The following is a 26,068-nucleotide window of genomic DNA, read 5'->3' on the forward strand; positions in this document are numbered from 1 at the left end:
TGTGGCCAAGGCAACTCCCGACGTGCGGCAGGCCTTGCAGGCCCTGCATCAGGATTTGTGCAAAATGGTCGAGGACATGGGGCCGCAGATGGTGCGACATGGGCCAGCGCATGCGGATTTTACGCAGAAAAACCTGATCTGGGATGGGGCGCAGCTCTGGGGCGTCGATATTCAGGGCGCGCACCCGGCCCCCCTGTTGCATATGATGGCGCGGTTTTCTCTGGGACAGAATGTGTGGCGCAGGCCACAGGATTTGGCGGCATTGCATCCGGCGCGGTTTTCGGCTGGCGCAGATTTTGCGCAGGTGTTTCGCTTTGCTTTGGGCTGGGAGATGTACCGCCGTTACAGCGGGCGGGCCTATGCCAACCAGACTGGGTTGGTTTGCGATGACATTGCATTTTTCCTGTCGGGGTGGATGCCTCCGGCAGCGGTGGCCAGCAAAGCCGCGACATAGCAAAGGGTAAGGCATATGGTGTGGCGTGAGGTGACAGAGCGTGATTTGACCTGGATGGAGGATTTCCTGCGGGTCCACATGCAGAGTTCGATGTTTTTTCTCAGTAACTTGCGGGAGTATGGCCTGCAGGGGGCAGAGGACCGTGCCATGCGTATCTGGGCGCTTGAGGACGGGCGCAAAGGGCTTTTTGCGCTGTCCAATGGCGGTATGATCCTGATGCAGGCGCCGGAGGCGTCTGAGGCAGACTGGCGCGCGGCGGCAGAGCTATGCAAAGGGCGGGCGTTGATTGGCTGCCTTGGGGAAGGCGCTCAGGTGGCGGCATTTATGCCGCTGGCTGGCTTGGATCAGCGGAAGATGTCTCTCAATGAGCGGGAGCCGGGCTATCGTTTGGATCTGGGTCAGATGCGGGTGCCCGATTGCAGCGGTTTCACGCTGACCCCGCTGGATGCGCAATATCGGGATTTGGCCATCGCGTGGCGCAGTGTCTATCATGGCGAGGTGCTCGGCACCCCGGCAGAGGCATGCGAAGAGGCCGCAACACGTGACATTGACGGATGTCTGGAAAGAGACAGTCATCGGATGCTGCTTAAAGACGGTGTGGTCGTGAGCATGACCGGGTTCAACGCCACATTGCCGGATACTGTGCAGATTGGTGGTGTCTATACGCCACCGGAGCTGCGCGGGCAGGGTCTGGCGCGGCGGGCTGTTGCGCTGCATTTGATTGAGGCGCGCGCGAAAGGCGTGGCGCATGCCATTCTGTTTGCCGCCAATGAGGCCGCGGCGCGGGCTTATGAAGCGATTGGATTTGAACGCAACGGGACTTTTTCCCTGATGCTGTTTCATGCAGAAGAGGAGACGGCATGAGTTTTATCCGACCAGAAGCCCGCGCGGCGGTGGTGCAGTGGCGTGAAGCGGTGATTGGGGCGGCTGTGCTGCTGCTTGGTCTTTGGGGGGCGAGCGGCTTTGGCCTTGTGAAGTGGCTGGGCGTGGCCTTGGTGGCGCTGGGGGCTGTGCTGATTGTCAGCGGTTTGCAACGTGGGCGGTTTCGCACCGGAAGTGGTGGCCCCGGCGTGGTGCAGGTGGATGAGGGGCAGGTTGCCTATTTTGGTCCGCTCAATGGCGGCAGCGTGGCGGTGCGCAGTCTCAGCCGCGTGGTCCTGGATGGGCGCAGCCGCCCCGCCGTCTGGGCGCTTTATGAGCCGGGGCAGGCACCACTTCACATTCCCGTCAATGCCGCAGGGGCGGAGGCACTGTTTGATGCCTTTGCCAGCCTAGAGGGCATGCGCACCGAACATATGCTGCAACAACTTAAGGCTGTGTCGGATCAACCGGTTGTGATCTGGACAAAAGGGGATCGCGACAGTCAGGGGCGCAGGCTGCATTGACACCGCTGTGAAATCAGATCACCACTGATTTTCAAAATTGTCTTCAGGAGCAGAGCAAACGCTATGTCCATTCCTCAGTCCGGTGGTGGCCCGATCGAACACCACGATCAGTTGGCCGAATATCTCAGCTCTGGTTGCAAGCCCAAAGAAGACTGGCGCATTGGCACGGAGCACGAGAAGTTCGGCTATTGCAAAGACAGCCTGAAACCCCTGCCATATGAGGGCGAGCGCTCTATTCTGGCGGTGCTGGAAGGGCTGCGCGATGGCCATGGCTGGACCCCTCTGCAAGAGGGCGGCAAGCTGATTGGGCTGGAAAAAGATGGCGCCAATGTGAGCCTTGAGCCCGGCGGACAACTGGAGCTGTCTGGTGCGCCTCTGGAGAGTATTCATCAGACCTGTGATGAGGTGAATCAGCACCTCAAGGACGTGAAAGACATCGCCGACAAGATCGGCGTGGGCTTCATCGGGTTGGGCTCGGCCCCGATCTGGAGCCATGACGAGATGCCGGTGATGCCCAAAGGGCGTTACAAGCTGATGACCGATTACATGGACCGCGTGGGCACCATGGGTAAGGTCATGATGTACCGGACATGTACGGTGCAGGTGAACATCGACTTTTCAAGTGAAGCGGACATGGTGCAAAAACTGCGCGTGGCGCTGGCGTTGCAGCCGGTGGCCAATGCGCTGTTTGCCAATTCACCGTTTCTGGATGGCAAGCCCAATGGCGTGAAATCGACCCGTGGGCTGGTGTGGCGCAATCTGGATGAGGACCGCACCGGCATGCTGCCCTTCGTGTTTGACGAGGGTTTTGGCTTTGAGCGCTGGGTGCAATATGCGTTGGATGTGCCGATGTATTTTGTCTACCGCGACGGGAAATATATCGATGCGCTGGGCATGAGCTTCCGTGATTTCCTCAAGGGCGAACTGCCTGCCTTGCCCGGTGAAATGCCCACCCTGAGCGATTGGGCGGATCATCTCACCACGGCCTTCCCGGAGGCGCGGATCAAGAAATTCATGGAGATGCGCGGGGCAGATGGTGGCCCGTGGCGGCGGCTCTGTGCGCTGCCTGCCTTCTGGGTTGGCCTGATGTATGATCAGTCTTCGCTCGATGCGGCCTGGGATCTGGTGAAAGACTGGAATGCGGAGACCCGTGAGGCGTTGCGTGTGGCCGCCAGTGAACAGGCGCTTCAGGCGCAGGTCGGCAAGATCAACATGCATGAGTTGGCGCGCGAAGTGCTGGAGATTTCTGAAGCAGGTCTGAAGGCACGCGGCATGGCCGGGGCCGGTGGGCTGGTGCCGGATGAGACCCATTTCCTCAACGCGCTGAAAGAAAGTGTGGAGAGTGGGCAAGTGCCTGCGGATGAGCTGTTGGCACAGTATCATGGCGATTGGAACGGCGATCTGACCAAGATCTACGGGGCTTATAGTTACTGATCCAGAGGGTCACCGATTGAGATGAGGCCAAGATCTAAATCAGATAGGCCTCATCGTGACACTCTGGTGGAAAGCTGGCGAGGCTTTCGGCGGGCAAATCCAAATGAGCGAGCGCTTCTGGAAAGCCGGTGACGATGTCGATGGTGACGAGATCGTCTTCCAGCATGGTGAGCGCCTGAAACATTTGGGCCAGATGTCCGGTGAGCGTGGAATTGCACACGATGCAGATATGCACCTGTTCGCCGCGAATGCGGTAACGCTCGTGGGTCAGTGTGGCAAATTTCAGCATTTCCCGGAAGCCGATGTCGGCGTCTGTCACATCCTGAAGGTTCACAACCTGCGGCATTCCGGGCTTGTATAGTGGATCAGAGTGCATGCATTCTGACGAACCGGAAAGATCCGCCATTGTGATCGCACCGCTGAACCGTCGATAGGCCACGCCGGTCGGTTTCAGTATGGACGTGTGAATCGGCATTCAAATTCCAAAACATGAATTTTTCAAAATCAAATTGGACTGGTTGGTTCAATAAAACAACAAAGATTTCAGTCGGATGATCTAAATGGTGTCCAAAAGGTCAATTATCTAGCGCCCGTGCCGACGCGCGTTAGGTGTCGTCTTGAGTGCGCTGGTCGATGAGGTGGGCTTCTGTCAGGCAGCCCTCAGGGAGAAGAGGCAGCAGATCTGCGGGCAAGTCCAGAAGTGCGAAGACTTCAGGGTAACCTGCGAGTACATGAACATGACCAGACTCTCCACTGAGGTCGATGAAGGTTTGGTACATCTCGATCGCATCTAAAACTGGGTTCTTGGACAAGATCATGATGTGTTCAGTCGCACCGCCACGGGCGTTGTTGTAGGCCTGCACATCCAATGCGAAGGTTTTCATTTCGTCAAAGCCGATGTCCACCGCGGTTATGTCCAAGTGGTCTTCGACTTCATTCATGCTGGGACGGTAGTCCGGGTGTGCGTGCGCCTTTGCAACGGCCTGTCTGATTTCTGCCATTGTGATCTTGCCGGAATAACGGCGCAGCACCAGCGAAAGCTCTGGAAGAATATGCGTTGAGATTGGCATGATCAGGCTCCCTGAAGTGCTGGGTAAGACGTCGGCGGGGGAGTAAAGGTGTTTGGAACTGAATTCAATTTGGTACGATCTAAGAATGGGGTGTCAGTGATACGATGAAACTCTTAACAAGGTGCAATTGTGCTTTTGTTTGTGCATTTGCGATCAATCATCGCCTCTTATGTGGGCGTTAGGCAAAGTTTTTTTCGCCCAAGGCCGCTTTTTTATCGACCGGTGCGTTGGCAAAATATGTGACGTACATGGGGGTGGTCATGCAACCCATCGATGTGGGCTTTCGCGTTTGTCGGAGTTTTAGGCCTTATTTAAAGCGTGCTGGGAAGAGGTGGCGGGGGCGGGTTTTCACATGGGAATCTTGGGCGCACGCGGAGCGTGTTTCTGCTTTGAATAAAGTGGTTATCTGACGTGAGCGTCAAAGGTTCTGACGTGGCACGGCTGCCTGCGCGTTAGCAGATCATCAATCAATCTATGTGCATTTAAAGCAATGAGTTTGGAAGAAACGTGACTGTGTCCTCTGGCATCGGCTGCGTTTCGTGGCGGGCGCCTGTGTGGTGACCGTCGCCAGAATGGAGAGTTTGAGTGATGACCCCCGCCTTCAGCAATTTGATCGGAACCGGCACGCCGATTTTGACGCTGTCAGATGCCGCACAGGACATTTATGACAGTGTGCGTGATCTGCCGATTGTGTCGCCGCATGGTCACTGTGATCCACGTTGGTTTGCTGAAAACACCCCTTTTGCGGATCCGGTGGAGGTCTTGATCCATCCCGATCAGGGCGTGTTGCGCATGCTTTACAGCCAAGGTGTCTCTCTGGAGGATTTGGGTGTTGGTGTGGCCGCGCATCAGAGAGAGGGGCGGGCGATATTCAGAACCTTTGCACGCCATTTTCATAAGTTCCGGGGCACGCCTACGGACCTTTGGATGGCGACCACATTGGCGCGGATTTTTGGGATCACCGCCCCTTTGAATGCGGATAACGCCGATGCGGTCTATGATAAGATCGATGCGGAGATCAAATCCACTCAGATGTACCCGCATGCATTGCTTGCGAGCTTCAACATTGAGGTTTTGGCGACGACGGACAGTGCGCTGGATGACTTGGCCCATCACAAGGCCGCGCGGAAGCATAAATTGCGCGGCAAGGTCGTGCCTACTTTTTGTCCCGATGCGGTGCTGGATCCACGCCGGGGGGACTTTAAAGCGAATGTGGTCAAACTGGCGGAGATCACCGATCAGGATACCTCTTCGTTTGAGGGGTATCTTGAAGCCCTGCGGGACCGCCGGGCCTATTTCATGGCGTATGGGGCGACCGCAACGGTGCACAGCCTGCCGGAGCTTGGCACCTGTTACATGACGGAGCGACGCGCGGCGACGCTTTTTGCCAAAGCAATGGGCGGCAAGATTGCTCCAAAGGAGGCGCAGAGCCTCTATGGGCATATGCTCACGGAAATGGCGCAAATGTCGGCTGAGGATGGTCTGGTGATGCAGATCCATGCGGGCACGCGTGTGAATACCAATAAAGAAATGTTTGAGCGGTTTGGGCCCAACACCGGCGCGGATGTTCCGCAGTCTGTAAACTTTATTGACGGTCTGGATGCGTTGTTGAACCGTGTTGGGCATTCACGCGACATCAACATTGTTGTGTTCACACCGGATGCGTCAGCTTGTGAGCGTGAGCTGGCTCCGATGGCCGGGCATTGGCCGGCGCTGCGGCTGGGATCGCCGTGGCGGTTCCGTCATGGTGTTAATGGTATTGCACGGTATCTGGATCATGTGGTGGAAAGCACTGGCTATTGGAACCTCGCCGGTTTCAGTGACAACACGCGCGCTTTCATGTCCATCCCTGCACGCCACGATCTTTGGCGGCGGGGTGTCAGTCTGCATTTGGCGCAGCAGCGTCAGCGCGGCGTTCTTGGGCGCGGAGATGTGGATGAGATTGCCCAGATGCTATGTCGGGATCTGGCCATTGATGCGTACAAGTTCAGTTCTTTTGTGTGATGATCCGCAATTTGCCGGTGTGTCGCCTGTGTTAGAGGCCGCGCTTGCGAACCGGGCGTGCCGTTGAGCCAGGCTGTGGTGGTCTATGGTGTGCAGGGCGGTTTGGGTCTTGCGCTGGCGCGCCGCTATGCGCGGCACATGATGCCGCAGGACGCGCTTGTGCTGATTGTGCGGCCTTCTGAGAGCTTTGCGGAGACCATTGCAGAGGTGCGCGACCTTGCGCGCTGTCGGGTGTTTGGAGTGGCGGCTTGTGCGGGCGCTTCTGAGTGGCGAGTGAGGCAGTGCGCAGGGTTGGCTCAGGCCGCAGTGGTGCCGTGCTGTTTGGTTGTTCCAGTGGTGGCAGAGGAAGAGTTGCCAGAAGACGTGGCGGCACTGGTGCGGCAACTTCGCGTGCCTCAGGTCGCTCTGATCGGAGAGGCTTTGACGGCGCGGCGGATGGCGGCAAAGCTGCGCAGACAGGTTGCGGCGCAGGCCGTGTCCATCCGTGCGTTCTGTGCCGAAGCCTGTGCGACAACCAATGCCGCGCAGTTGCCGTCATTTTCTAAGAACAATGCGCGTGCGGGGCTGGCAGATGTGGTTGCGATGATGTCTTCTCCACATGGTCGACAACTCTGGCAGAGCAATCTGGTGGCGCGCTGCTGAATTTGGCCGTGCGGGGCCATAAGGCAACCCGATCATCCGCGTTTGCGGCGCTGCCCGATGTGGCTGGCGCGATGGGCCTGCCGCTTCTGGAGATATAGAATGGCGATACGATGTGGTCTGATTGGCCCCGGCATGAGGGGATAAGGGCACATTCGCACCCTCAATTTGCGTGAAAGACGGCACCGTGGGCAGGCATTGCATCTGAAGTTCTTAGGCAGGCGGACAGTGCGCGTGACGTGTGCGTTTGTCCGTTGGCGGCGCTGAAATCGGAAGTATAGGGGCAAAATGCACTTTTTCACTGTCATGCCGGGCTTGCAGGTTTAGGATGGGGAAAATATCAACATCGCACAGCCCGGTTTGGATGGGCGCGTGATGGGGGCTTATGCGGGGCTCGCCATGGAGCCTCAGGTCTGGCTGGATGCCCATCACCACGAAGATTTTCCGCAGGCCGTTTTGCGGCCCGCAGAGCGCTATCACCAACAAACACAATTTGTCTTTTCGAAAGGGCAGAGATGAGCAACTTCAACGGATATCTGCTGGAAGCCAACCTGATTGGCGGTCAGTGGGTAGGGGCCGACAGCGGCGCGACAACCGAGATCACCAACCCGGCCACCGGTGCTGTTCTGGGCACGGTGCCTGAAGTGGGCGGCGCAGAGACAGAGCGCGCCATCGCCGCAGCAAGTGCGGCCTTCAAGAGCTGGTCCAAGACCAATCTGATGGAGCGCGTGGGGCTGCTGCACAAGCTGCATGACGCGCTGATGGACCATCAGGAAGACCTCGCGCAACTGCTGACCGCCGAGCAGGGCAAGCCTCTGTTTGAGGCGCGTGGCGAGATTGCGATTGGTGCGGCCTATGTGCGCTGGTTTGCCGAGGAAATCCGCCGCAACAAAGGTGAGATCATTCCGGCACCGACAAATGACAAACGTCTGTTGGTGACCCACCATCCGGTCGGTGTGGTTGGCATGATCACGCCGTGGAACTTCCCAAGCTCGATGCTGGCGCGCAAGATCGCGCCCGCGCTGGCGGCAGGCTGTACCGTGGTGGCGAAACCTGCGCCGCAGACGCCTTACAGCGGTCTGGCCTGGGGCAAGCTGTGTCAGGATGTGGGCTTCCCGGATGGTGTGGTCAACATCGTGACCGGCGATGCGCCGGCGATTGGTGGTGCGATCATGGCCAATAAAGACGTGCGCAAAGTGACCTTCACCGGCTCCACAGGTGTGGGCAAGTTGCTGCTGCGGCAGGCGGCGGATCAGGTGAAGAAGGTCTCCATGGAGCTGGGCGGCAACGCGCCGTTCATCGTGTTTGACGATGCGGATCTGGATGCGGCCGTGGAAGGCGCGATGATCGCGAAATTCCGCAACATGGGGCAGACCTGTGTCTGTACCAACCGCTTCTATGTGCAGGCGGGCATTCACGATGCTTTTGTGGCCAAGCTGAAAGAAGCGATTGCCGCGATGAAGGTGGGTGATGGCACCGAGGATGGCGTCGTGCAGGGGCCGCTGATTGATGAAAACGCGGTGAAGAAGGTTGAGGGCATGATTGCCGACGCCAAGGCCAAAGGCGGCGAGATCGTGCTGGGCGGCGCACGCCATGCGCTGGGCCAGACCTTCTTTGAGCCAACGCTGATCACCGGCGCGACATCTGAGATGTCTTTCTCAACCGATGAGATCTTTGGCCCGCTGGCGGCGATCTACAAGTTTGAAGACGAAGAAGATGCCGTGGCGGCGGCCAATGCCACCGACTATGGGCTTGCGGCCTATGCCTACACCAAAGATCTCGCCCGAGCGTTTCGCATGAATGAGACGCTGGAATATGGCATGGTTGGGGTGAACTCCGGTTTGATCACCACCGTGGAAGCGCCCTTTGGCGGCGTGAAAGAAAGCGGCATGGGCAAAGAAGGCGGCAGCCAGGGTTTGGATGATTATCTGATCACCAAATACACCTGCGTTGCTGGGCTCTAAGCGCCCGATTGAAAAGGGAGATCTCTGATGATTTTGATCACAGAGTTCATGGATGACATGGCGGTTGGGCGGCTTAAGGCGGCCCACGCCACTACTTATGCACCCCAGTTGGCTGATGTGCAGGAAGATATTCCTGCGCAGATGGCCGGGGTGCAGGCGCTGATCGTGCGCAACCGCACGCAGGTCACGGCTGCGTTGCTCGATGCGTCACCAGATTTGAAATGCGTTGGGCGCTTGGGCGTTGGGCTCGACAATATTGATCTCGCGGCCTGCAAGGCGCGCGGGGTGGAGGTCATGCCTGCGCTGGGGGCCAATACGCTGTCGGTGGCGGAATATGTGGTGACCAATGCACTGGTGCTGTTGCGCGATGCCTATGATGCCAAACTGGCGATGCTGGCCGGCGACTGGCCGCGCGCGCAGTGTTCGGGCCGTGAGGCGGGCGGGCGTGTGTTGGGCCTCTTGGGGTTTGGTGCCAATGCGCAGGAAACCGGCCTTCTGGCGCGGGCCATGGGGATGACGCTGATCGCCTATGATCCGTTTTTGCCTGCGGACCACCCGGCCTGGCAGAGTGCTGAGCGCGGCGAGATTGCAGATGTGCTGGCCAAGGCGGATGTGGTGAGCCTGCATGTGCCGCTGACGGATCAGACGCGCCATATGATGAATGCCGGAGCCTTTGCGCAGATGAAACCGGGCGCGGTGGTGATTAATGCGGCGCGGGGCGGCGTTTTGGATGAGGTGGCTTTGGTAGCGGCCCTGAAGGCGGGCCAGATTGGCGGCGCGGCATTGGATGTCTTTGAGACGGAGCCTCTGACCAAAGAGGCAGCAGAGAAATTTAAAGGGGTCGGCAATCTGATCCTCACCCCGCATATCGCGGGGGTCACGCAGGATAGCAATGTCCGGGTGAGCGAGATGATTGCCGATTTGGTGCTGAAACGATTGGGGTAAGCTTGGCTTAGGGAGGAACAATGGCTACAGAAATGGATCATCAGATCGTCCGAGATCTGAAGGCAGCGGGGATCGACTATGTCACCTCGGTGCCCTGCAAACAACTCGCCGGGGTGCTTGAGGTGCTCGATGATGAGGCAAGTATCCTGCATATGCCGTCCAACAAAGAAGATGAGGGCATGGGGCTTTGCGCCGGGGCCTATATGGGCGGCATGCGGCCTTGTATTGTGATGCAGAACACCGCGCTGGGCGTGGTGGTGAACACGCTGGCAACACTCATTCAATTCTATCAGATCCCGCTGCCCATGCTGATTTCCTATCGCGGGGAAGTGGGCGAGCCGGTGGCCTGTCAGGTAGAGATGGCGCTGCACACCAAGGCGATCCTGAACCAGCTGCACATCCCGACCTACCACTTCCATAAGCCAGAGGATGCCGCCGAGCTGCCCGGCATTCTGGAATATGCGCAGATGGCCTCTAAGCCGGTCGCCATTTTGTGTGATGCTTCTTTCTGGAGGGCTTCCGCATGATCCGTAATGACGTATTTCAGACGCTGAAACCGATTATCCGCGAGCATCTTGTGGTTTGTAACATCGGTGCGCCGAGTCAAGAACTGCATGCGATGGATGATCAGCCGTCCAATTTCTACATGTTGGGCACCATGGGGCTGGCGTCTTCGATTGGTCTGGGGCTGGCCGCGGCGCAGGACAAGCCGGTGATCGCGATTGACGGGGATGGTTCTGTGCTCACCAATATGGGCACGTTGGCCACCATCGGGAACAATGCGCAGGGCAACTTTACGCTGCTGATCATCGACAATGGCTCTTATGGATCGACGGGCGATCAGCCGACCTATGCAGGGATGAAAACCGATCTGGCGGCCGTGGCACGGGCTTGTGGCGCGGAAAACGTGCAGACCGTTTCTGCGCAAGACACAGCCGCAGCGGTCAAGGCGGCGATTGCCAGTGACGAGATGACCATCATCGTCTCCAAATGTGAAAGCGGCAACGTGAAGGTGCCGGTGATCAAGACCAATCCGATCGTGATCCGCGAGCGCTTTATGGAGGAAGTGCGGCGGTAAGATTATCCTTTAGGAGGATTTTCTCAAAAGGGTGCCGGCAGCGGTGCCCTTTTTTTACTTGTTAAGTAACTGTGAGGGATGTGGAGGCGGCAAAAGGCCGACGAGAGACTTGCCAAGCGCGGCTTGCGGGGCAATCATCACCGCACCAACTTTATCAGGGAGTGAAAGTGATGAAGTTCAAAACAATGATGCTGGCCACCGTTGCCGTTGCGGCGATGCCGATGCTGGCACAAGCAGAAACTCTGCGCTGGGCTCGTGCCGGGGATGCGCTGACGTTGGACCCACATGCGCAAAATGAAGGGCCGACCTCGGCTCTTGCGCACCAGATCATGGAAACGCTGGTGATGCGGGACCATTCCGGGGCCATGGTACCCTCGCTGGCGACCGAATGGGGCCCCTCTGCGGACAACCCGAATGTGTGGGTGTTCAAGCTGCGTGAAGGTGTGACCTTCCATGATGGCGCAAGTTTTGACAGCGAAGATGTGAAATTCTCGCTTGACCGCGCGATGACAGAAGACTCTGACTACAAAGAGCTGCTGGCCTCTGTGAAGGAAGTGCGCGCCACCGATGCTTACACGATCGAGATTGAGACCAATGGTCCCAACCCGATCATGGCCAACAACCTGACCAATATGTTCATCATGGACAAGGACTGGGCAGAGGCCAACAACGCCACCAAGGTGCAGGACTTTGAGGGCGGCGAGGATACCTTTGCAGCCAAGAACGCCAATGGCACCGGCCCTTACAAGCTGGTCAGCCGCGAGCCGGATGTGAAGACAGTTCTGACGATCAACGAAAACTACTGGGGCAAGGATGAGTTCCCACTGGAAGTGACCGAGATCATCTATACCCCGATCCAGAACGCAGCGACCCGTGTGGCCGCGATGCTCTCTGGTGAGGTGGACTTCATTCAGGATGTGCCGGTGCAGGATCTGAGCCGGGTGGACAGCACAGAGGGGCTGGAAGTGCGTACAGCCCCGCAGAATCGCGTGATCTTCTTCGGGATGAACCAAGCGGCAGAAGACATTGCCAATGATGATGTGGACGGTGTGAACCCGATGTCTGATGTGCGCGTGCGCAAGGCGATGTCCATGGCGATTGATCGCAACGCGATCATGAAGGTTGTGATGCGCGGCCAATCCGCCCCTGCGGGCATGATCGCGCCGCCGTTTGTGAACGGCTGGAACACTGAGATGGACAGCTCTTCCAAGACAGACATCGAGGCGGCCAAAGCCTTGATGGCGGAAGCGGGCTATGCGGACGGCTTTGGCATCACGCTGAACTGCCCAAATGACCGCTATGTCAACGACGAGAAGATCTGTCAGGCGGCTGTGGGCATGCTCGCTAAAATTGGCGTAAAGGTGAACCTCGACGCCAAGCCCAAGGCACAGCACTTCCCGCTGCTGAGCAATCTGGAAACAGATTTCTACATGCTGGGCTGGGGTGTTCCGACCTATGATTCTGAGTATATCTTCAACTTCCTCGCCCACTCCAAAGGCGAGAAATATGGCTCCTGGAACGCAACCCGCTTTGCGGATGCGGATCTGGACGCGAAGATCGAAGCGCTGGCCGGGGAAACCGATCTGGAGAAGCGCAACGGCATGATCAACGAGATCTGGCAGGTGGTGCAGGATCAGCAGCTTTACATCCCGATCCACCATCAGGTGCTGAACTGGGGCATGAAGACCAATGTGGGTACCATTGTGGAGCCTGAGGATTCGCCAAAGTTCAAATATTTCACCATGAACTAAGATCTCAGACGGCCCTTTGCCGCTCTGCACCCCCCGTAGCCTGATCGCTGCGGGGGTTTTTCTTTGCGGGTTTTGGCTCTGAAGGGGGGCGCAAAAAGGCCATAATCTGTGCCGGAGTTCGGTCACATTCATCCTTCATTAACCATAATAGAGGGCTCCCGCCGATGGGTGGGGCTGCCGCAAAATGGGGGCGGCAATGTGAGGCATGATCGATGCGACATGGATTCCGACTCGGTGATTTTGAAACGCCTGTTTCGCAGGCTGAGACGGCGCGTGAGCGCAGGCGGGACGACCGTAGATTGATGCGTGAGGTCAACCGGCGGATGCGCCGGGCCATGGCGCGCGCGACCGCTGCGGATCAGATCTCTGCGGTGGAACGCGTGATGGCGCGCAATGCCCGACAGCTTGAACAGCAGCGCGAAGAGGCGCGGTTGCGGCGTGATATCGTGATGGCGCGGCGCTGGCCACGCCCGCGGCTGCTGGCGTTGATTGTGGTGATCACACTGGCGGCGGTGGTGCCGTCGGTGACGTTGCGCCTTATGATCTGGATGGTGATTTTGCTGCTGCTGACAGCTGTGATGCTCGGGCCGGAGCGGGCGCGGGATGGGATGTTGATCGCATGGCGTCATGTGGCAGGTGTTTGGGGCAGCGACTGGCATGTGCTGCGCCGTATGATTGGCGTGGGAGAGCGGTGAAGGTCGCCACAGTTTTTCCATGATTTGACCGCAGATTTGCCACCGTGCCCCCGGAGGGTTTTTCGCCAAAGTGCGGATCTGTGGGGGCGGTGGTGCAAAAGGGTTTGTAAGGCGACGTAGAACGAGTGGTGATATGACCGATGGTTTGATGGTCGCAGATGCCCCCAAAGGGTCATCAGGCGACGAGGACATGCAAGCGAAAGAGATCAGCGCCGGTGGCGAAGGCTTTAGTGATGCCACGCTGGAGACCATCCGGGCCCTTTTGGCGGAAGCGGATCCGGTGCCGGAGCCCAAGCCCTTGCGTGCGGCCCCGTTTGCGCGGATGCGCCGTGTGGATGGCGCGCAGGTCAGCTCGCATACCGGTTCTGATGGCGCAGGGGCCAGAGACCTGGCTGCCCCGGTAACTTCCCAAGTTTCAGAAGCTGACCCGGAGGTTGCCTTTGCTCCGCGCAGTTGGCGCAGGATTGAAGTGGTTGAAGGGCGAGCCGGGCGCAATCTGCGCCGGTTTCTGATGTCGCCCCGAATGGTCTCTCTGGCCTTTCTCTGTGGCGTGGTGATCTGGCAGCCGTGGTTTATCCCCATGCTGGCGTTGCTGATCGTATCGACGTTGCTTTTGATTGGGGCGCTGATTGGACAGGACCGCATGGCACGCATCGTGCTTTATGTGCTGAAGCGTTTTGTCTGGGCCGATCCGGCGCTGGGGCGGTTCCTGCAAAAGATCTTGCCGTACCGCTGGCACGGGGTGTTGCACCGTCCGGCCAGTGAGGAAGATGTCTGGGATGGGCCGATTGATCCGAGTTTTGCGGATCGGATTGCGCGACTGCGCAGCTAGGCCCTTGAATTTGGCGCGCAGCCCAAGTATGTCAGCCCCTGATCAAGGCAAAGAAGAAGCGTCATGGCGAAAACCAATCCGATCACATTTATTCAGCAAGTCCGCGCGGAAGTCTCCAAAGTGGTCTGGCCGACCCGTCGCGAAGTGCTGCTGACCACCGTGATGGTGTTCATCATGGCCGCGCTGACGGCGGCGTTTTTCTCGCTGGTGGATATCCTTATCCGCTCTGGCCTTCAGGGCGTTCTGGCGCTGTTTGGCTGAGGGCTGCCCATGTGGTTGTGCCTTGAAACCAAGGCACAACAGGGGTAGTCACTGGCACATAAGATGCTTGGCGTGTGACGAATCGAGTTGCACGCCGATTTTTTGTTCCTGATAGTCTGATTTGAGACACTGGACATAAACGAGAGTCCGGCTGGTGCCGGCAAGGACGGGAAGAACAACACATGGCGAAACGGTGGTATTCGGTCAGCGTGCTTTCGAACTTCGAAAAGAAGGTCGCCGAGACAATTCGCACATCGGTCGAAGAGCAGGGGCTTGAGGATCAGATTGACGAAGTGCTGGTCCCGACCGAGGAAGTGATTGAGGTGCGTCGCGGCAAGAAAGTGACCAGCGAGCGCCGCTTTATGCCGGGCTACGTGCTGGTGCATATGGAAATGTCCGACCAAGGCTATCACCTGATCAACTCCATCAACCGCGTCACAGGCTTCTTGGGTCCACAGGGCCGTCCGATGCCGATGCGTGATGCGGAAGTGCAGGGTATCCTGGGCCGCGTGGAAGAGGGTGAAGCCGCGACACCGAAGTTGATGATCAGCTTTGAAGTGGGTGAGAAGGTCAAAGTTAACGACGGTCCGTTTGAGGATTTCGACGGTATGGTCGAGGAAGTGGACGAAGAGAACCAGCGCCTGAAGGTGACGGTCTCCATCTTTGGCCGCGAGACTCCGGTCGAGCTGGAATACACGCAGGTGACCAAGCAGATGTAAGTCTGCGATATAAGTTTGTAGGAAACCCCGATGCCTTGGCATTGGGGTTTTTTGTTTTTTGGGGTTGGAGGGGGCGATTTGCGGGAAAGGTGCGCAGTGAATGCGCACCCTACGGGGTGTCAGTGGTGCAGGCGATGGGCGAGGTCGGAGACCATTTCTTTGATCACCGCAGGGTCGTCTGCCCTCAGCGCGTAAAAACACAGACCCGCCAGATCTGCGCTTAACTGACGGGCGCGTTTATGGGGGGCGGTGTTGGCGGGCAGTTCCCCTGCGTCGATGGCCTGCTGAAAGATGTCTTCAAAGACGGCGTCATTTTTGGTGAGCAGCTCTGCAATTTTCTCTTCGATCATCTGATTGCCGTGGCTGCTTTCCAGCGTGGCCTTCACCAGATAGCAGACCGGCAGAGGGGCCTCCGCATTGGACAGCGGATGTGCCTCTGTGATGAAGGCGGCGAGACCTGCCAGCGGCGAGCTGGCCTTGGCCAAAAGCTCCGCGCGCAGGGTCTGCAGGCGCGTTGCGTAGCGTTCAAGGCTCAGACAGTAGAGTTTCGCCTTGCTGCCAAAGGCAGCGTAGAGCGAGCCGGGGTGCATGCCTGTGGCGCGCTCCAGATCCTTGAGGGACGTGGAGGCATAGCCCTGCTGCCAGAACAGGTCCAGCGCGGCGCCAAGGGCGGCATCTTTATCATGGCTTACATTCATGGGGGCAATCTAATCGGGCTTTCAGATAATGCCAAGGTCACGTTTGAGTGATTGCTCAAGTTGGCGTATTGAGCAATCACTCAAGTTACCCATATGAGAGGGACGTTGATAAATTGAAAAGGACTTCCTCCCATGACCACCTTCCCCCGTTACACCGCAGAAACCGCCCCAGAAGCCGCCAAGGAGCGTTTGGTTGCCTCCGAAAAGGCCTATGGGTTTCTGCCCGGCCTTTATCAGGTGATGGCCGGTGCGCCGCAGTTGCTTGAAACCTATCAGCGCACCCACGAAGCCTTTGTCAGCACCAGTTTTGACAACACCGAACTGACCGTGGTGTGGCAGACGATCAATGTGGAGCATGAGTGCCACTATTGTGTGCCTGCCCACACCGGCATTGCCCATTCGATGAATGTGGACGCCGGGGTGATTGACGCGCTGCGCAATGAAACGCCGCTGGCCGATCCTAAGCTGGAAGCGCTGCGGACATTCACACTGGCGCTTGTGCGCGGCCGTGGCCATGTGGCGCCAGAGGCCTATGAGGCGTTTTACGCGGCGGGCTATGGCACACAGCAGGTGCTTGAGATCATTCTGGGCCTGTCACAGAAGATCCTGAGCAATTACACCAACCATGTGGCACAGACGGCTGTGGATCCGGCCTTTGAGCCGTTTGCCTGGAGCAAGGCGGAGAAGGCGGCCTAAGCCTCTTTCGAAATATAGGAGAAGGCCCCGGTGTTTTTATTGGGGCCTTTTCATTTTGGGCGGAATGATCACAGCGAGTCTGTGTCGGCGCTGTCTGGGTAGTCACATTCGCTGCAGTCTGCATTGGCGCAGTAGCCCGGTATGCACTGCGGGCCTGCGTAGTCTGAGGCAGGATCGGCAATACAGGCGTGATCAGCCGTATAAGTCTGGCTCTTACAGGCGCCGCCTTCGGTGCAGACCGCCTCTGTGCCGGTCAGAAACTGATACATTTCGCCGGTTTTGACGTTTTCCTCTGGATTGTCGCTGCTCTCTTCGAAGGTGCAGATCGCGGTCAGGGTTGAGGTTTGCGAGGTGTTGAGGGCTTGTTGAAACTCCTGTGACTGCGCGTAGGAGGCGGCAACGCTGGCGGAGACTTTGGAGGAGGTGCCGAAGATACCAAATTCCGCCTCTATTGAGTTGGTCACCACGACCCCCCATTGATGCTGTGTGGACCAGGTGTCGGTTTTGGAGGTGCCAAAGCTGATGGAGCGGCGCAATTCTTTGCAGCTTGTGCCGGTGCAGCGGGCGACAAGGCTCCATTTGCCTTCAGAGCTCACGGTGGCGGGTGCGAGCACGTCATAGTAGCAGCGCTTTTTGGCGTCTTTATTGGGATCATAGCCAAAGAACTTGTCGCTGCAGGGAACGTTGCCGCCATTGCGGCGGTGCAGACGGGTGTCCCAACCGGTTTCATTACCATATCTGAGGACCATGGTGGTGGAGACGTTTTCCTGTGGTGTGCAGGTCATGCCCTCTTTCGCGCATTCCTTGAAGCCGTAGATGCCTTTGGTGTAGGCGGGGCCAACATAGCAGAATTTCTCGGTGCCCTGTGCTGGGTCGATGCCGAAGTAGCTATCGCTGCAGGTGACTTTTTGATCGCTTTGTGCGTTGTCACCGGTACTGCCTTGAAAGAGGCCATATACGTATTTTTCCGGTGCGCCATAGCGCATCCAGAACAGACCTTCGCCCTTATGATAAAAGCTCCCGCCTTCTTTTGCGACTTCGGTCCAGGCCGGGTCGTCCACTGCGGGGGCGTCAAAGATGTTTTCTTGAGTAAAGGCGCATTCTTTTGTGATGTTGTCCTGAGACAGTCCAGAGAGGGGGTCCCCGGCGACAGAGCTGTTGCAGGGGATGCGGGTGGTATTGAAGGTCACCCAATAGGTATATGTGCCGTTTAAGCCATAGCGCGTGGTCAGCAGGCCTTGGGTTTCCGGTTCGCAGGTGGAGTCCTTCTTTGCGCAGGCCACCCACGGGAGCGGTTGCGGGCCAGGGGGCGCGGTGGTCAGTTCGGGGAGAGTTTCAAGCGCGTTGCGTGAGACCGGATCCTGCGCAGTGGCGAGTTGTGGGGAGAGCAGGAGTGTCAGGGCAAGGCCGAGCCCTGTAAGGCAGCTTTTCTGGAAAGTCACAGCAATATCCTCGGTACAAAATAAAGCAAAACTGGTGAACGATAGAGGGGGTAATGCAACGCAGGGTAGCATTAATTCATCAATCTGAACACTGATTTTCCCGGTGTTTGTGACGGTGCGTCGCAAAGAGGGGGGATGAGTGCGCATTTTTCTTGCCAAGGAGAGGGGATCTGCCTATGTCAAAAGTGGTAAACTTATTTTACCAATAGCCGCGCGGGAGGGTGTGCCATGAGATTGAGCGATTGCCATAATTTTCAGGATTTTCGGAAGCTGGCCAAGAAGCGCCTGCCGGGGCCGGTGTTTCATTACATCGACGGGGCCGCGGATGATGAGATCACCTATCGCCGCAATACCACCAGCTTTGATGATGTGGATCTGGTGCCCAATGTTCTGAATGGCGTGGAAAATGTGGACATGTCGGTAGAAGTCATGGGCCAGAAGCTGGACATGCCGATCTACTGCGCGCCGACTGCTTTGCAGCGCCTGTTCCATCACGAAGGGGAGCGCGCGGTTGGTAAGGCGGCGACCAAATATGGCACGATGTTTGGGGTATCCTCGCTGGCGACGGTGACGGTTGAAGAGATCGAGAAGATCGCGCCCGGCCCAAAGATGTTCCAATTCTACTTCCACAAGGACCGTGGCTTGAATGATGCGCTGCTGGAGCGGGCGCGGGCGGCGAATTTCAACGTGATGGCCTTGACGGTGGACACGATCACCGGAGGCAACCGGGAGCGCGATCTGCGCACGGGCTTTACCTCGCCTCCCAAGCTGACCGCCGCTTCGGCGCTGAGCTTTGCCACCCATCCGATGTGGGCGTGGAACTTCTTTACCAAAGAGAAGTTTGACATGCCCCATCTCTCAGGCCACGTGCAGGCGGGCACCAACCTGGCGGTCTCTGTGGGGGAGTATTTCTCTACCATGCTGGATCAGTCGATGAACTGGGAAGACGCAGAAAAGCTCTGTGCGCAGTGGAATGGCCAGTTTGCACTCAAGGGGATCATGAGCGTTGAGGATGCCAAGCGGGCGGTGGATATTGGCTGTACCGGCATCATGGTGTCCAACCATGGCGGGCGGCAGCTGGATGGATCACGTGCGCCGTTTGATCAGTTGGCGGAGATCTGTGACGCGGTGGGCGACAAGATTGACGTGATCTGCGAGGGCGGTATTCAGCGCGGCACTCATGTGCTCAAGGCGCTGTCGGTGGGGGCGAAAGCCTGTTCCGGCGGGCGGCTCTATCTCTATGCGCTGGCGGGTGCCGGGCAGGCCGGGGTTGAGCGTGTGCTGGGCAATATGCGCACCGAGATTGAGCGCGATATGAAGCTCATGGGCATCACCAGTTTGGATCAATTGAGCCGGGACAATCTGCGCTGGCGCTAATCGCGCGGAGAAAGTGTATTTCAGGCGTTGATTGAACGTCTGTGGGTGTGGTTTGAGGGCGCGTAACATCACGCGCCCTTTTTATGTCTCAGATCCCGGATTCCAAAGTCATGTCCAAACCCTCTCTGCCTGCTGCTGTCTGGGGGCTGGGCTTTGTCAGCCTGTTGATGGATGTGTCATCGGAGATGATCAACACGCTGCTGCCGGCCTATCTGGCAGGCGGGCTGGGGGTGTCGGCGCTGGCGATTGGGTTTATTGAAGGGCTCTCCGTAGCGGTTGCGACTGGGGCCAAGTTTCTCTCTGGGGTGCTGGCCGATGTCAGTCGCCGGGCCAAGCCGTTGGCGGTGCTGGGCTATGGGCTTGGTGCGCTGTCGCGGTTGATTTTCCCATGGGCGGTGACGCTGGATCAGATTGTGCTGGCCAAAGCGCTGGACCGGGTGGGGAAGGGCATTCGCGGGGCGCCACGGGACGCGATCCTCACAGCGGCCAGCCCGCCAGAGCTGCGCGGCGCGAGTTTTGGTCTGCGCAAATCGCTGGACACGGTGGGCGGCTTTGTTGGGCCGTTGATTGCGGTGGGGGCGATGGTGTTGCTGGCGGGCAATATTCAGCAGGTCTTCTGGCTGGCCACCATTCCGGCGGCGCTCTGTATGGTGGCGTTGATCTGGTTTGTGAAAGAACCCGCCGGGGAGACCGTGATCAAGCGCAGCAGCTTTCGCCTGACAGAGGCGCTGCTGCTGACACCACAGGTCTGGGGTGTGATTGGTCTGGCATCGGTGATCATGCTGGCGCGGTTTAGCGAGGCTTTTGTGTTGCTCAAAGCATTGGACATTGGGATCAGCGCCACCTGGGTGCCGCTGTCGCTGGTGGTGATGCATGTGGCTTACGGGCGGGCTGACGGCTTATCCGGTGGGGCGCCTGTCTGATCGGGTTGGCAGTTCGGGCCTGCTGCTGTGCAGTCTGGGCTTTCTTGTGGTGGCGCATCTCACACTTGCGGTGGCGGGGAGTGTCTGGGCGTATGTGGCGGGCACGGTGCTCTGGGGGCTGCATATGGGGTTTTCCCAAGGGCTGCTGGGCGCGATGATTGCCAGCGCGACGCCGGATCACCTGAAAGGCAGCGCCTTTGGCACGTTTAACCTTGTGACCGGGCTGGTGGTGCTGATTGGCAATACGGCGGCCGGGGCCTTCTGGCATGGCTTTGGGGCGCAGGCGCCGTTTCTGGTTGGCGCTGGGCTGACGGTTTTGGCGATGGGAGTGATTGCGCTTTGGTTGCCTCGGGCGAAGGTGGGGTGAGGTTTGGGGAGGTGCGCAGTGAATGCGCACCCTACGGGGTTGCCAAACATCCAAAACAGGCGTAAGTGCCGCCTCTATCGTCTTTGGGCGAGATTCTCTCGTGGGAGGTTTTGGCATCGCGATGCTTGGGCCGGACCACGCAACACAAACCGGGCGGAACGCGTTTCGCCTATGTTGAAAGGAAAACCAAATGGCTAAGAAGCTTGCTGGTACAATGAAGCTGCAGGTTCCTGCAGGTCAAGCCAACCCTTCCCCACCCGTCGGTCCGGCGCTGGGTCAGCGCGGCATCAACATCATGGAATTCTGTAAAGCGTTCAACGCCAAGACACAGGACATGGAGCCAGGTGCGCCTTGCCCAACCGTGATCACCTACTATCAAGACAAGTCCTTCACCATGGACATCAAGACGCCGCCTGCGTCTTACTACCTGAAGAAGGCTGCCAAGCTGAAATCCGGTGCAAACCTGCCAGGTCGTGAGACCGTGGGTTCCGTGACCGCCGCTCAGGTGAAAGAAATCGCCGAAGCGAAAATGAAAGACCTGAACGCAAACGACATCGATGCTGCAATGCAGATCATCCTTGGCTCCGCGCGTTCCATGGGCATCGAGGTGAAGTAATGGCTAAGCTTGGTAAACGTACTGCCGCAGCGCGTGAAGCGTTCGCAGGCAAATCCAACCTGACCGTTGAAGAAGCTGTTGCTCTGGTCAAAGGTTCCGCCTCCGCGAAGTTCGACGAAACTGTTGAAATCGCTGTTCAGCTGGGTGTTGACCCACGTCACGCAGACCAGATGGTCCGCGGCGTTGTTGGTCTGCCAAACGGCACCGGCAAAGACGTGCGCGTTGCGGTTTTCGCACGTGGTCCGAAAGCTGAAGAAGCACAGGCAGCAGGCGCGGACATCGTTGGCGCAGAAGATCTGATGGAAACCGTTCAGGGCGGCACCATCGATTTTGATCGCTGTATCGCGACTCCTGACATGATGCCGGTTGTTGGCCGTCTGGGTAAAGTGCTTGGTCCACGTAACCTGATGCCAAACCCAAAAGTTGGCACCGTGACCATGGATGTTGCTGAAGCTGTGAAAAACGCCAAAGGCGGCGAAGTGCAGTTTAAAGTGGAAAAAGCCGGTGTTGTACACGCGGGCGTTGGCAAAGCGTCTTTTGACGAAGGCAAGCTGGTTGAGAACGTGAAAGCGTTCATGGACGCTGTCCTGAAAGCCAAGCCTGCTGGTGCCAAAGGTGCCTACGTGAAGAAGATCGCCCTGTCCTCGACCATGGGCCCAGGCGTGACCATCTCCGTGGACAGCGCATCCGCATAAGATCTCCGGATCTGAGAGATTTGAAGGCGTCCCTTTGGGGGCGCCTTTTTTATTTCTTGTTTGGGGATATGAGGCGGTCTGCAACTGCGGAGGGTGAAGCGGGTGTGGTGTCGGGACAGCGGATGATGGAATCGGAACTGTCGAAAGCCAGACGACTGGCAGAAGCACGTCTTGGTGCTCAGTGGCGGCTGGCTTTTTGCTGGACATATGCAGCCGCAGATGATGTGTTTGAAGCCATTAAAACAACCGCCAGCCTGTGCTGCCCGAAGAAGCTTTGGGGTGGGATTTTGAAACGCATTTTGATTGACCGTGGTGGGCCTATGGGTGGCGAGGGTCGAACTGGCGGCAGCAGAGTGTGCCGAAGCGCGTGAAATTTGGGCGGACGTGAAAGACAGCGGCTCGGCACAGGTGGTTGAGGAGTATCTTTCGGTCTTTGGAGATTGTGCGATTTATTCAGGATTGGCACGGGAAAGGCTGCCGGTTTTAGCGTAGCGCCCGCCGGCTGCGCAGTGGTTCTGAACTGATGGCCTGTTTTTGAACAAATTTCAGATGCCCCAACACGGGTTTGAAAGCCTCGCGGTGGTCATCGCGCGCCATGTAATCCAGGATCCGGTAGATGTTGATTGGCTGTTGCTGAATGAGGCCAATGATACGGTCCTGCGCCTCTTCTGGAGCGTAGTTGTCGATCAACTGGCAGGCGCTTTGTGTCGGGGTGAGGATGTAGAAATCCTGAGGGCGGCGTGGCGTGAAATGGATGGCATCAAACGGGGATTCTCCGAGCGCGCGGAATTTTGGCATGATCAGGCGCATGTCTGCGGCGTGATGTTCGATGATGTGCCCCGTGCGCTGGCGAAATCCCAGAGGCTGCAGCTTTTGCAGGATATGGGTGCGCATGGGGCCTGCGAGCGTGTCCACATCAGCGCGGTCGTAACGCAGATCATCAAAAACGGAGATCAGTTGCAGGTCCCAATCCACCACATGGAGGTAGGGATCTTTGTCTAATGCGCGCAGGCTGTCTTTGAGAGTTTCCAGACTGGGGGCCGCATCTGCCGCCGTGCCTGTTTTCGCAGGCGTTTGTGCGAAGCCCGAAAAGGTGGTGGTGATCCGTTGCAGAAGGCTGCGCATGGCCATAGGGGGCTCCTCGGACAGGTTTTCGTTTCTTTACCTGTTACGCGCGGGCGGTGCAGCGGGTTCAGTCAAATTTGATCGGGCACGTGGGCGCGCATGTAGAGGTTCTCTTTGCGGTCATCTATTGATCTGGATGCCCCGTAATAACATCTGAAGAGAAGAGCTTGCCTCAGGAGGATGAGAGATGTTGCAGGAGAAACGCAAGGATCTGGACTCAGAGAAGCAGAAGAAGCTGTTGCAGCGGATGGTGTCGGAACTGAGCCATCTGTATCCTGACCTCTACTATCAACCGACCAGCGAGGTCGCTGATCTGATCCAGCGTCATGTGGCGGGAGAGGCCAAGCTCAATGCTGAAGAGCACGCGCTGCTCAAAGTGTTGAGCAAACGCGACATTGAAGTTCTGCTCAGCTTGCACTGAGCTCTGTCTTTGACGGCTTGGTCTGTGTGACCGATTCAGAGCGCGACGGTCACGCTGTAGCCAAAGGTTTCCTGAGTGCCGGGCTGCAAGGTGGTGCTGTTGGGGCGGTCTGCGATTTGTGGACCTGCGCCATGCAGGGCGGCCGTGCCATGCCAAGGTTCGATACAAAGGAAGGGGGCCTGCTTTGGCTTCCACAGGGCAATGTCTGGCAGATTGTCGAAGGTGAAGGAGAGGTTTGGCCCGTCTTTCGACCCATAGCGCAGGAGGCTGGGCGTGCCATCCGGGAACACCAATGCGCCCTCCTCAAAGAGCGCTTCTGACAATGGGAGGGTGCCTGCCTGAAACGGGCCTGGCACCAAATCTGGCTCCAGCAGGCCATCAGGGCGCAGCGGGCGTTGCTTGGGGTTGGCTGTGGCAGGCAATTTTATCATGTGGGTCTGATCCGTGGCACCGGGCAGGGGCCAGAGGAACGCCGGGTGAAAGCCAAAACCAAAAGGCATTGGCTGATCTGAGAGATTTTCCACCTCTGCCGTGACCGACACTGTGGGGCCGGAGAGCGCGTGGGTGAGGCGCAGGGTAAATTCAAAAGGGTAGACGGCGCGTGTGGCGGCATCTGCCCGCAGGACATGACGGCACATCGTTGGGGTTTGTGTCTCAATAGCGAAGGGGCTCCGGCGGGCGAAGCCGTGCTGCGGCATGTTTGCGTGATGCGCGCCCACGGCAATGGTGTCGTCAGGCGCGCGCCCGACAATGGGGAACAGAACAGGTGCGCGCCCAGTCCAGAAGGTGGCGTCGCCGTGCCAGAGCAGATCGCGTCCATCGGCCGTGCGCAGAAACTGCATCTCTGCGCCGATGGTGGCGACGGACAGGCTCAGGTGGTCGTTTGTCAGGATGCAATCAGAGGTCATGAAAGGGCTTTGTGGATAAAGGTGGCAGGAATGTCTGTCCCGACAGTAGCGTTCTGAGCAGAGAATGACATGGTGTTTTTGATGGGGGCGGTTAGGGGCTAGGCGTCCCGCATGTGCTGCCCAGCTTAGTGATTTCCTGTAAGTGCGTCGGATGTGCCCGCTATAATCTGGCCAGGCAGCATGAAAGTGCTCTGTGATGTCTTGCATTGAAGGCGGAACAGGGGTAGGACGCGCCTGCCCAGCCTGGAGATCGCATCTGCGATTCTTTCTGGGGTGGCCTGTCCAAGACGGAGGGTTCCGGCATATGCCTGAATAATTCCTTCCCGAGATGGGGTAAGAGACAAGAATTCTAAGAAGGCCCTTTCCGGGTGCTTCGGCGATCTTGGTTCCCAACCCTTTGTTTGGACCTAAACGCATGCCGCTTTGCGGTGTGCAAAACTGAGCCGGGGTGCAAGCCCCATATTTGGAGTAAAACTGTGGATAGAGCACAAAAAGAGAAGGTGGTCGAGGAACTCGGCCAGATCTTTGAAAGCTCTGGCGTTGTAGTGGTTGCCCACTACGCGGGTCTCACGGTTGCTGACATGCAAGATCTGCGTGCACGTGCGCGTGACGCGGGTGGTGCAGTACGTGTCGCCAAGAACAGGCTCGCCAAGATCGCCCTGGAAGGCAAACCATGCGAGAGCATGGGTGACCTTCTGTCGGGTATGACCGTTCTGACCTATTCCGAGGACCCTGTGGCAGCCGCCAAAGTGGCCGAGGACTTCGCCAAGACGAACAAGAAGTTCGAAATCCTTGGCGGTGCAATGGGCGAGAACGCTCTGGACCGTGCCGGTGTTGAAGCCGTGTCGAAAATGCCTTCCCGCGACGAGCTTATCGCTCAGATCGCTGGCATGCTCGGCGCACCTGCTTCCAGCATCGCCGGTGCCATTGGCGCACCTGCTTCGAACATCGCATCCATCCTGTCTACCATCGAGGAAAAGGCAGAGGCTGCGTAAGCAACTTTTTGAACCGCGTAGGGTGAATGCCCAACGTTGGAACACATATCTGATAACGGAAAGAGTCTAAAATGGCTGATCTGAAAGCACTCGCAGAAAGCATCGTGGGTCTGACCCTGCTGGAAGCACAAGAACTGAAAACCATCCTCAAAGACGAGTATGGCATCGAGCCAGCCGCCGGTGGCGCGGTTGTCATGGCAGCAGCTGGCGGCGACGCCGGTGGCGCAGCTGAAGAAGAGAAGACTGAATTCGACGTGATCCTGAAATCCGCAGGCGCATCGAAAATCAACGTCATCAAAGAAGTTCGCGGCATCACAGGCCTGGGCCTGAAAGAAGCCAAAGAGCTGGTTGAAGCTGGTGGCAAAGCCGTCAAAGAAGGCGTGTCCAAGGACGAAGCCGAAGAGATCAAAGGCAAGCTGGAAGCAGCTGGCGCCGAGGTCGAAGTTAAGTAATTCGGATTTTTTCCGATTTGCTGCAGGCGTCCCATTTGGGGCGCCTGTTTTCATTTCAGCACCTGTTGCGATTGCCCAGCAGACTCGGGTAAACCCCTTGTTTTGGTGATCTAGCGGTTGCC

Annotated in this window: 31 protein-coding genes; 25 read left to right on the forward strand and 6 right to left on the reverse strand. The window is 57.9% G+C overall.

Annotated elements, in window-relative coordinates; translation table 11 throughout:
- The 4 genes from SHM7688_RS10010 to SHM7688_RS10025 all read left to right on the forward strand — a co-directional run.
- On the forward strand, positions 1–454 hold a 454-nt coding region (locus SHM7688_RS10010), incomplete at its 5' end, for a hypothetical protein (RefSeq protein WP_158500686.1).
- Between the two features lie 15 nt (positions 455–469).
- The gene (locus SHM7688_RS10015) at positions 470–1,318 is read left to right on the forward strand and encodes a GNAT family N-acetyltransferase (protein WP_058239803.1); all 849 of its coding nucleotides are present in this window, start codon (positions 470–472) and stop codon (positions 1,316–1,318) included.
- Positions 1,315–1,839, forward strand: coding sequence for a hypothetical protein (locus SHM7688_RS10020; RefSeq protein ID WP_058239804.1), 525 nt, complete (start codon positions 1,315–1,317; stop codon positions 1,837–1,839). Before SHM7688_RS10015 ends, SHM7688_RS10020 begins: the two co-directional genes overlap by 4 nt.
- Positions 1,840–1,902: 63 nt before the next feature.
- Positions 1,903–3,273, forward strand: coding sequence for a glutamate--cysteine ligase (locus SHM7688_RS10025; RefSeq protein WP_058239805.1), 1,371 nt, complete (start codon positions 1,903–1,905; stop codon positions 3,271–3,273).
- Between the two features lie 34 nt (positions 3,274–3,307).
- On the opposite strand, the gene SHM7688_RS10030 is transcribed toward SHM7688_RS10025, so the two are convergent.
- Together SHM7688_RS10030 and SHM7688_RS10035 are read right to left on the reverse strand one after the other, a co-directional pair.
- Positions 3,308–3,748, reverse strand: coding sequence for a hypothetical protein (locus SHM7688_RS10030; RefSeq protein WP_144432546.1), 441 nt, complete (start codon positions 3,746–3,748; stop codon positions 3,308–3,310).
- A gap of 130 nt (positions 3,749–3,878) precedes the next feature.
- Entirely contained in the window at positions 3,879–4,343 is a 465-nt protein-coding gene (locus SHM7688_RS10035; RefSeq protein WP_058239807.1) for a hypothetical protein, read from the reverse strand.
- 588 nt (positions 4,344–4,931) lie between these two features.
- Here SHM7688_RS10035 and uxaC point away from each other — a divergent pair.
- The 11 genes from uxaC to nusG all read left to right on the forward strand — a co-directional run bounded on the left by uxaC (position 4,932) and on the right by nusG (position 15,231).
- Positions 4,932–6,347: a glucuronate isomerase gene (uxaC, locus tag SHM7688_RS10040; RefSeq protein ID WP_058239808.1), complete on the forward strand. Its 1,416-nt coding sequence runs from the start codon at positions 4,932–4,934 to the stop codon at positions 6,345–6,347.
- 63 nt (positions 6,348–6,410) lie between these two features.
- Entirely contained in the window at positions 6,411–6,989 is a 579-nt protein-coding gene (locus SHM7688_RS10045) for a hypothetical protein (protein WP_058239809.1), read from the forward strand.
- Positions 6,990–7,501: 512 nt separating this feature from the next.
- A complete protein-coding gene (locus SHM7688_RS10050; RefSeq protein ID WP_058239810.1) occupies positions 7,502–8,950 on the forward strand; it encodes an NAD-dependent succinate-semialdehyde dehydrogenase in 1,449 nt (482 codons plus the stop codon).
- A gap of 27 nt (positions 8,951–8,977) precedes the next feature.
- Entirely contained in the window at positions 8,978–9,895 is a 918-nt protein-coding gene (locus SHM7688_RS10055) for a hydroxyacid dehydrogenase (protein WP_058239811.1), read from the forward strand.
- Between the two features lie 20 nt (positions 9,896–9,915).
- Positions 9,916–10,422, forward strand: coding sequence for a sulfopyruvate decarboxylase subunit alpha (comD, locus tag SHM7688_RS10060; RefSeq protein WP_223229270.1), 507 nt, complete (start codon positions 9,916–9,918; stop codon positions 10,420–10,422).
- Positions 10,419–10,973: a sulfopyruvate decarboxylase subunit beta gene (gene comE, locus SHM7688_RS10065; RefSeq protein WP_058239813.1), complete on the forward strand. Its 555-nt coding sequence runs from the start codon at positions 10,419–10,421 to the stop codon at positions 10,971–10,973. The genes comD and comE overlap by 4 nt, the downstream gene beginning before the upstream one ends.
- A 170-nt stretch (positions 10,974–11,143) precedes the next feature.
- Positions 11,144–12,724: an ABC transporter substrate-binding protein gene (locus tag SHM7688_RS10070; RefSeq protein WP_058239814.1), complete on the forward strand. Its 1,581-nt coding sequence runs from the start codon at positions 11,144–11,146 to the stop codon at positions 12,722–12,724.
- A 212-nt stretch (positions 12,725–12,936) separates the two neighbouring features.
- Entirely contained in the window at positions 12,937–13,419 is a 483-nt protein-coding gene (locus tag SHM7688_RS10075; protein WP_144432547.1) for a hypothetical protein, read from the forward strand.
- Between the two features lie 133 nt (positions 13,420–13,552).
- Positions 13,553–14,251, forward strand: a complete 699-nt coding sequence (locus SHM7688_RS10080; protein WP_058239816.1) for a hypothetical protein — start codon at positions 13,553–13,555, stop codon at positions 14,249–14,251.
- 63 nt (positions 14,252–14,314) lie between these two features.
- Positions 14,315–14,512, forward strand: a complete 198-nt coding sequence (gene secE, locus SHM7688_RS10085; RefSeq protein ID WP_058239817.1) for a preprotein translocase subunit SecE — start codon at positions 14,315–14,317, stop codon at positions 14,510–14,512.
- A 182-nt stretch (positions 14,513–14,694) separates the two neighbouring features.
- The gene (gene nusG, locus SHM7688_RS10090; RefSeq protein WP_058239818.1) at positions 14,695–15,231 is read left to right on the forward strand and encodes a transcription termination/antitermination protein NusG; all 537 of its coding nucleotides are present in this window, start codon (positions 14,695–14,697) and stop codon (positions 15,229–15,231) included.
- Positions 15,232–15,350: 119 nt separating this feature from the next.
- On the opposite strand, the gene SHM7688_RS10095 is transcribed toward nusG, so the two are convergent.
- Positions 15,351–15,929 (reverse strand): TetR/AcrR family transcriptional regulator, encoded by a 579-nt coding sequence (locus SHM7688_RS10095; RefSeq protein ID WP_058239819.1) that lies wholly within the window; start codon positions 15,927–15,929, stop codon positions 15,351–15,353.
- A gap of 132 nt (positions 15,930–16,061) precedes the next feature.
- Between SHM7688_RS10095 and SHM7688_RS10100 the strand changes: the two genes are divergently transcribed.
- The gene (locus tag SHM7688_RS10100; RefSeq protein ID WP_058239820.1) at positions 16,062–16,625 is read left to right on the forward strand and encodes a carboxymuconolactone decarboxylase family protein; all 564 of its coding nucleotides are present in this window, start codon (positions 16,062–16,064) and stop codon (positions 16,623–16,625) included.
- A gap of 68 nt (positions 16,626–16,693) precedes the next feature.
- On the opposite strand, the gene SHM7688_RS10105 is transcribed toward SHM7688_RS10100, so the two are convergent.
- Positions 16,694–18,067 (reverse strand): hypothetical protein, encoded by a 1,374-nt coding sequence (locus SHM7688_RS10105; RefSeq protein ID WP_144432548.1) that lies wholly within the window; start codon positions 18,065–18,067, stop codon positions 16,694–16,696.
- A 228-nt stretch (positions 18,068–18,295) separates the two neighbouring features.
- On the opposite strand from SHM7688_RS10105, the gene SHM7688_RS10110 reads away from it, so the two are divergent.
- The 6 genes from SHM7688_RS10110 (at position 18,296) to SHM7688_RS10130 (ending at position 22,416) form a co-directional block, all read left to right on the forward strand.
- Positions 18,296–19,444 carry an alpha-hydroxy acid oxidase gene (locus SHM7688_RS10110; protein ID WP_058239822.1) on the forward strand — a complete coding sequence of 383 codons (1,149 nt, stop codon included), beginning with the start codon at positions 18,296–18,298 and terminating at the stop codon, positions 19,442–19,444.
- 110 nt (positions 19,445–19,554) lie between these two features.
- Complete coding sequence (locus SHM7688_RS10115) at positions 19,555–20,367, forward strand: MFS transporter (protein ID WP_223229271.1); 813 nt, start codon at positions 19,555–19,557, stop codon at positions 20,365–20,367.
- The gene (locus tag SHM7688_RS20045) at positions 20,318–20,734 is read left to right on the forward strand and encodes an MFS transporter (RefSeq protein ID WP_223229272.1); all 417 of its coding nucleotides are present in this window, start codon (positions 20,318–20,320) and stop codon (positions 20,732–20,734) included. The genes SHM7688_RS10115 and SHM7688_RS20045 overlap by 50 nt, the downstream gene beginning before the upstream one ends.
- 190 nt (positions 20,735–20,924) lie before the next feature.
- On the forward strand, positions 20,925–21,350 hold the full coding sequence (gene rplK / locus SHM7688_RS10120; RefSeq protein ID WP_058239823.1) for a 50S ribosomal protein L11: 426 nt from the start codon (positions 20,925–20,927) through the stop codon (positions 21,348–21,350).
- Positions 21,350–22,045, forward strand: coding sequence for a 50S ribosomal protein L1 (rplA, locus tag SHM7688_RS10125; RefSeq protein WP_058239824.1), 696 nt, complete (start codon positions 21,350–21,352; stop codon positions 22,043–22,045). Before rplK ends, rplA begins: the two co-directional genes overlap by 1 nt.
- A 122-nt stretch (positions 22,046–22,167) precedes the next feature.
- Positions 22,168–22,416, forward strand: a complete 249-nt coding sequence (locus SHM7688_RS10130) for a hypothetical protein (RefSeq protein ID WP_199556618.1) — start codon at positions 22,168–22,170, stop codon at positions 22,414–22,416.
- 112 nt (positions 22,417–22,528) lie between these two features.
- On the opposite strand, the gene SHM7688_RS10135 is transcribed toward SHM7688_RS10130, so the two are convergent.
- Positions 22,529–23,176, reverse strand: a complete 648-nt coding sequence (locus SHM7688_RS10135; RefSeq protein ID WP_058239826.1) for a hypothetical protein — start codon at positions 23,174–23,176, stop codon at positions 22,529–22,531.
- 181 nt (positions 23,177–23,357) lie between these two features.
- Between SHM7688_RS10135 and SHM7688_RS10140 the strand changes: the two genes are divergently transcribed.
- A complete protein-coding gene (locus SHM7688_RS10140; RefSeq protein WP_058239827.1) occupies positions 23,358–23,591 on the forward strand; it encodes a hypothetical protein in 234 nt (77 codons plus the stop codon).
- Between the two features lie 35 nt (positions 23,592–23,626).
- Here the strand turns inward: SHM7688_RS10140 and SHM7688_RS10145 are convergent, their stop codons facing one another.
- A complete protein-coding gene (locus SHM7688_RS10145; RefSeq protein WP_058239828.1) occupies positions 23,627–24,499 on the reverse strand; it encodes an aldose 1-epimerase family protein in 873 nt (290 codons plus the stop codon).
- Between the two features lie 476 nt (positions 24,500–24,975).
- Here SHM7688_RS10145 and rplJ point away from each other — a divergent pair, with 476 nt between their 5' ends.
- Together rplJ and rplL are read left to right on the forward strand one after the other, a co-directional pair.
- Positions 24,976–25,494, forward strand: a complete 519-nt coding sequence (rplJ, locus tag SHM7688_RS10150) for a 50S ribosomal protein L10 (protein ID WP_058239829.1) — start codon at positions 24,976–24,978, stop codon at positions 25,492–25,494.
- 71 nt (positions 25,495–25,565) lie between these two features.
- Positions 25,566–25,946 carry a 50S ribosomal protein L7/L12 gene (gene rplL / locus SHM7688_RS10155; protein ID WP_058239830.1) on the forward strand — a complete coding sequence of 127 codons (381 nt, stop codon included), beginning with the start codon at positions 25,566–25,568 and terminating at the stop codon, positions 25,944–25,946.
- Positions 25,947–26,068 lie beyond the last annotated feature (122 nt).

Origin of the sequence: Shimia marina (assembly GCF_001458175.1) — a bacterium.
Lineage (GTDB): Bacteria > Pseudomonadota > Alphaproteobacteria > Rhodobacterales > Rhodobacteraceae > Shimia > Shimia marina.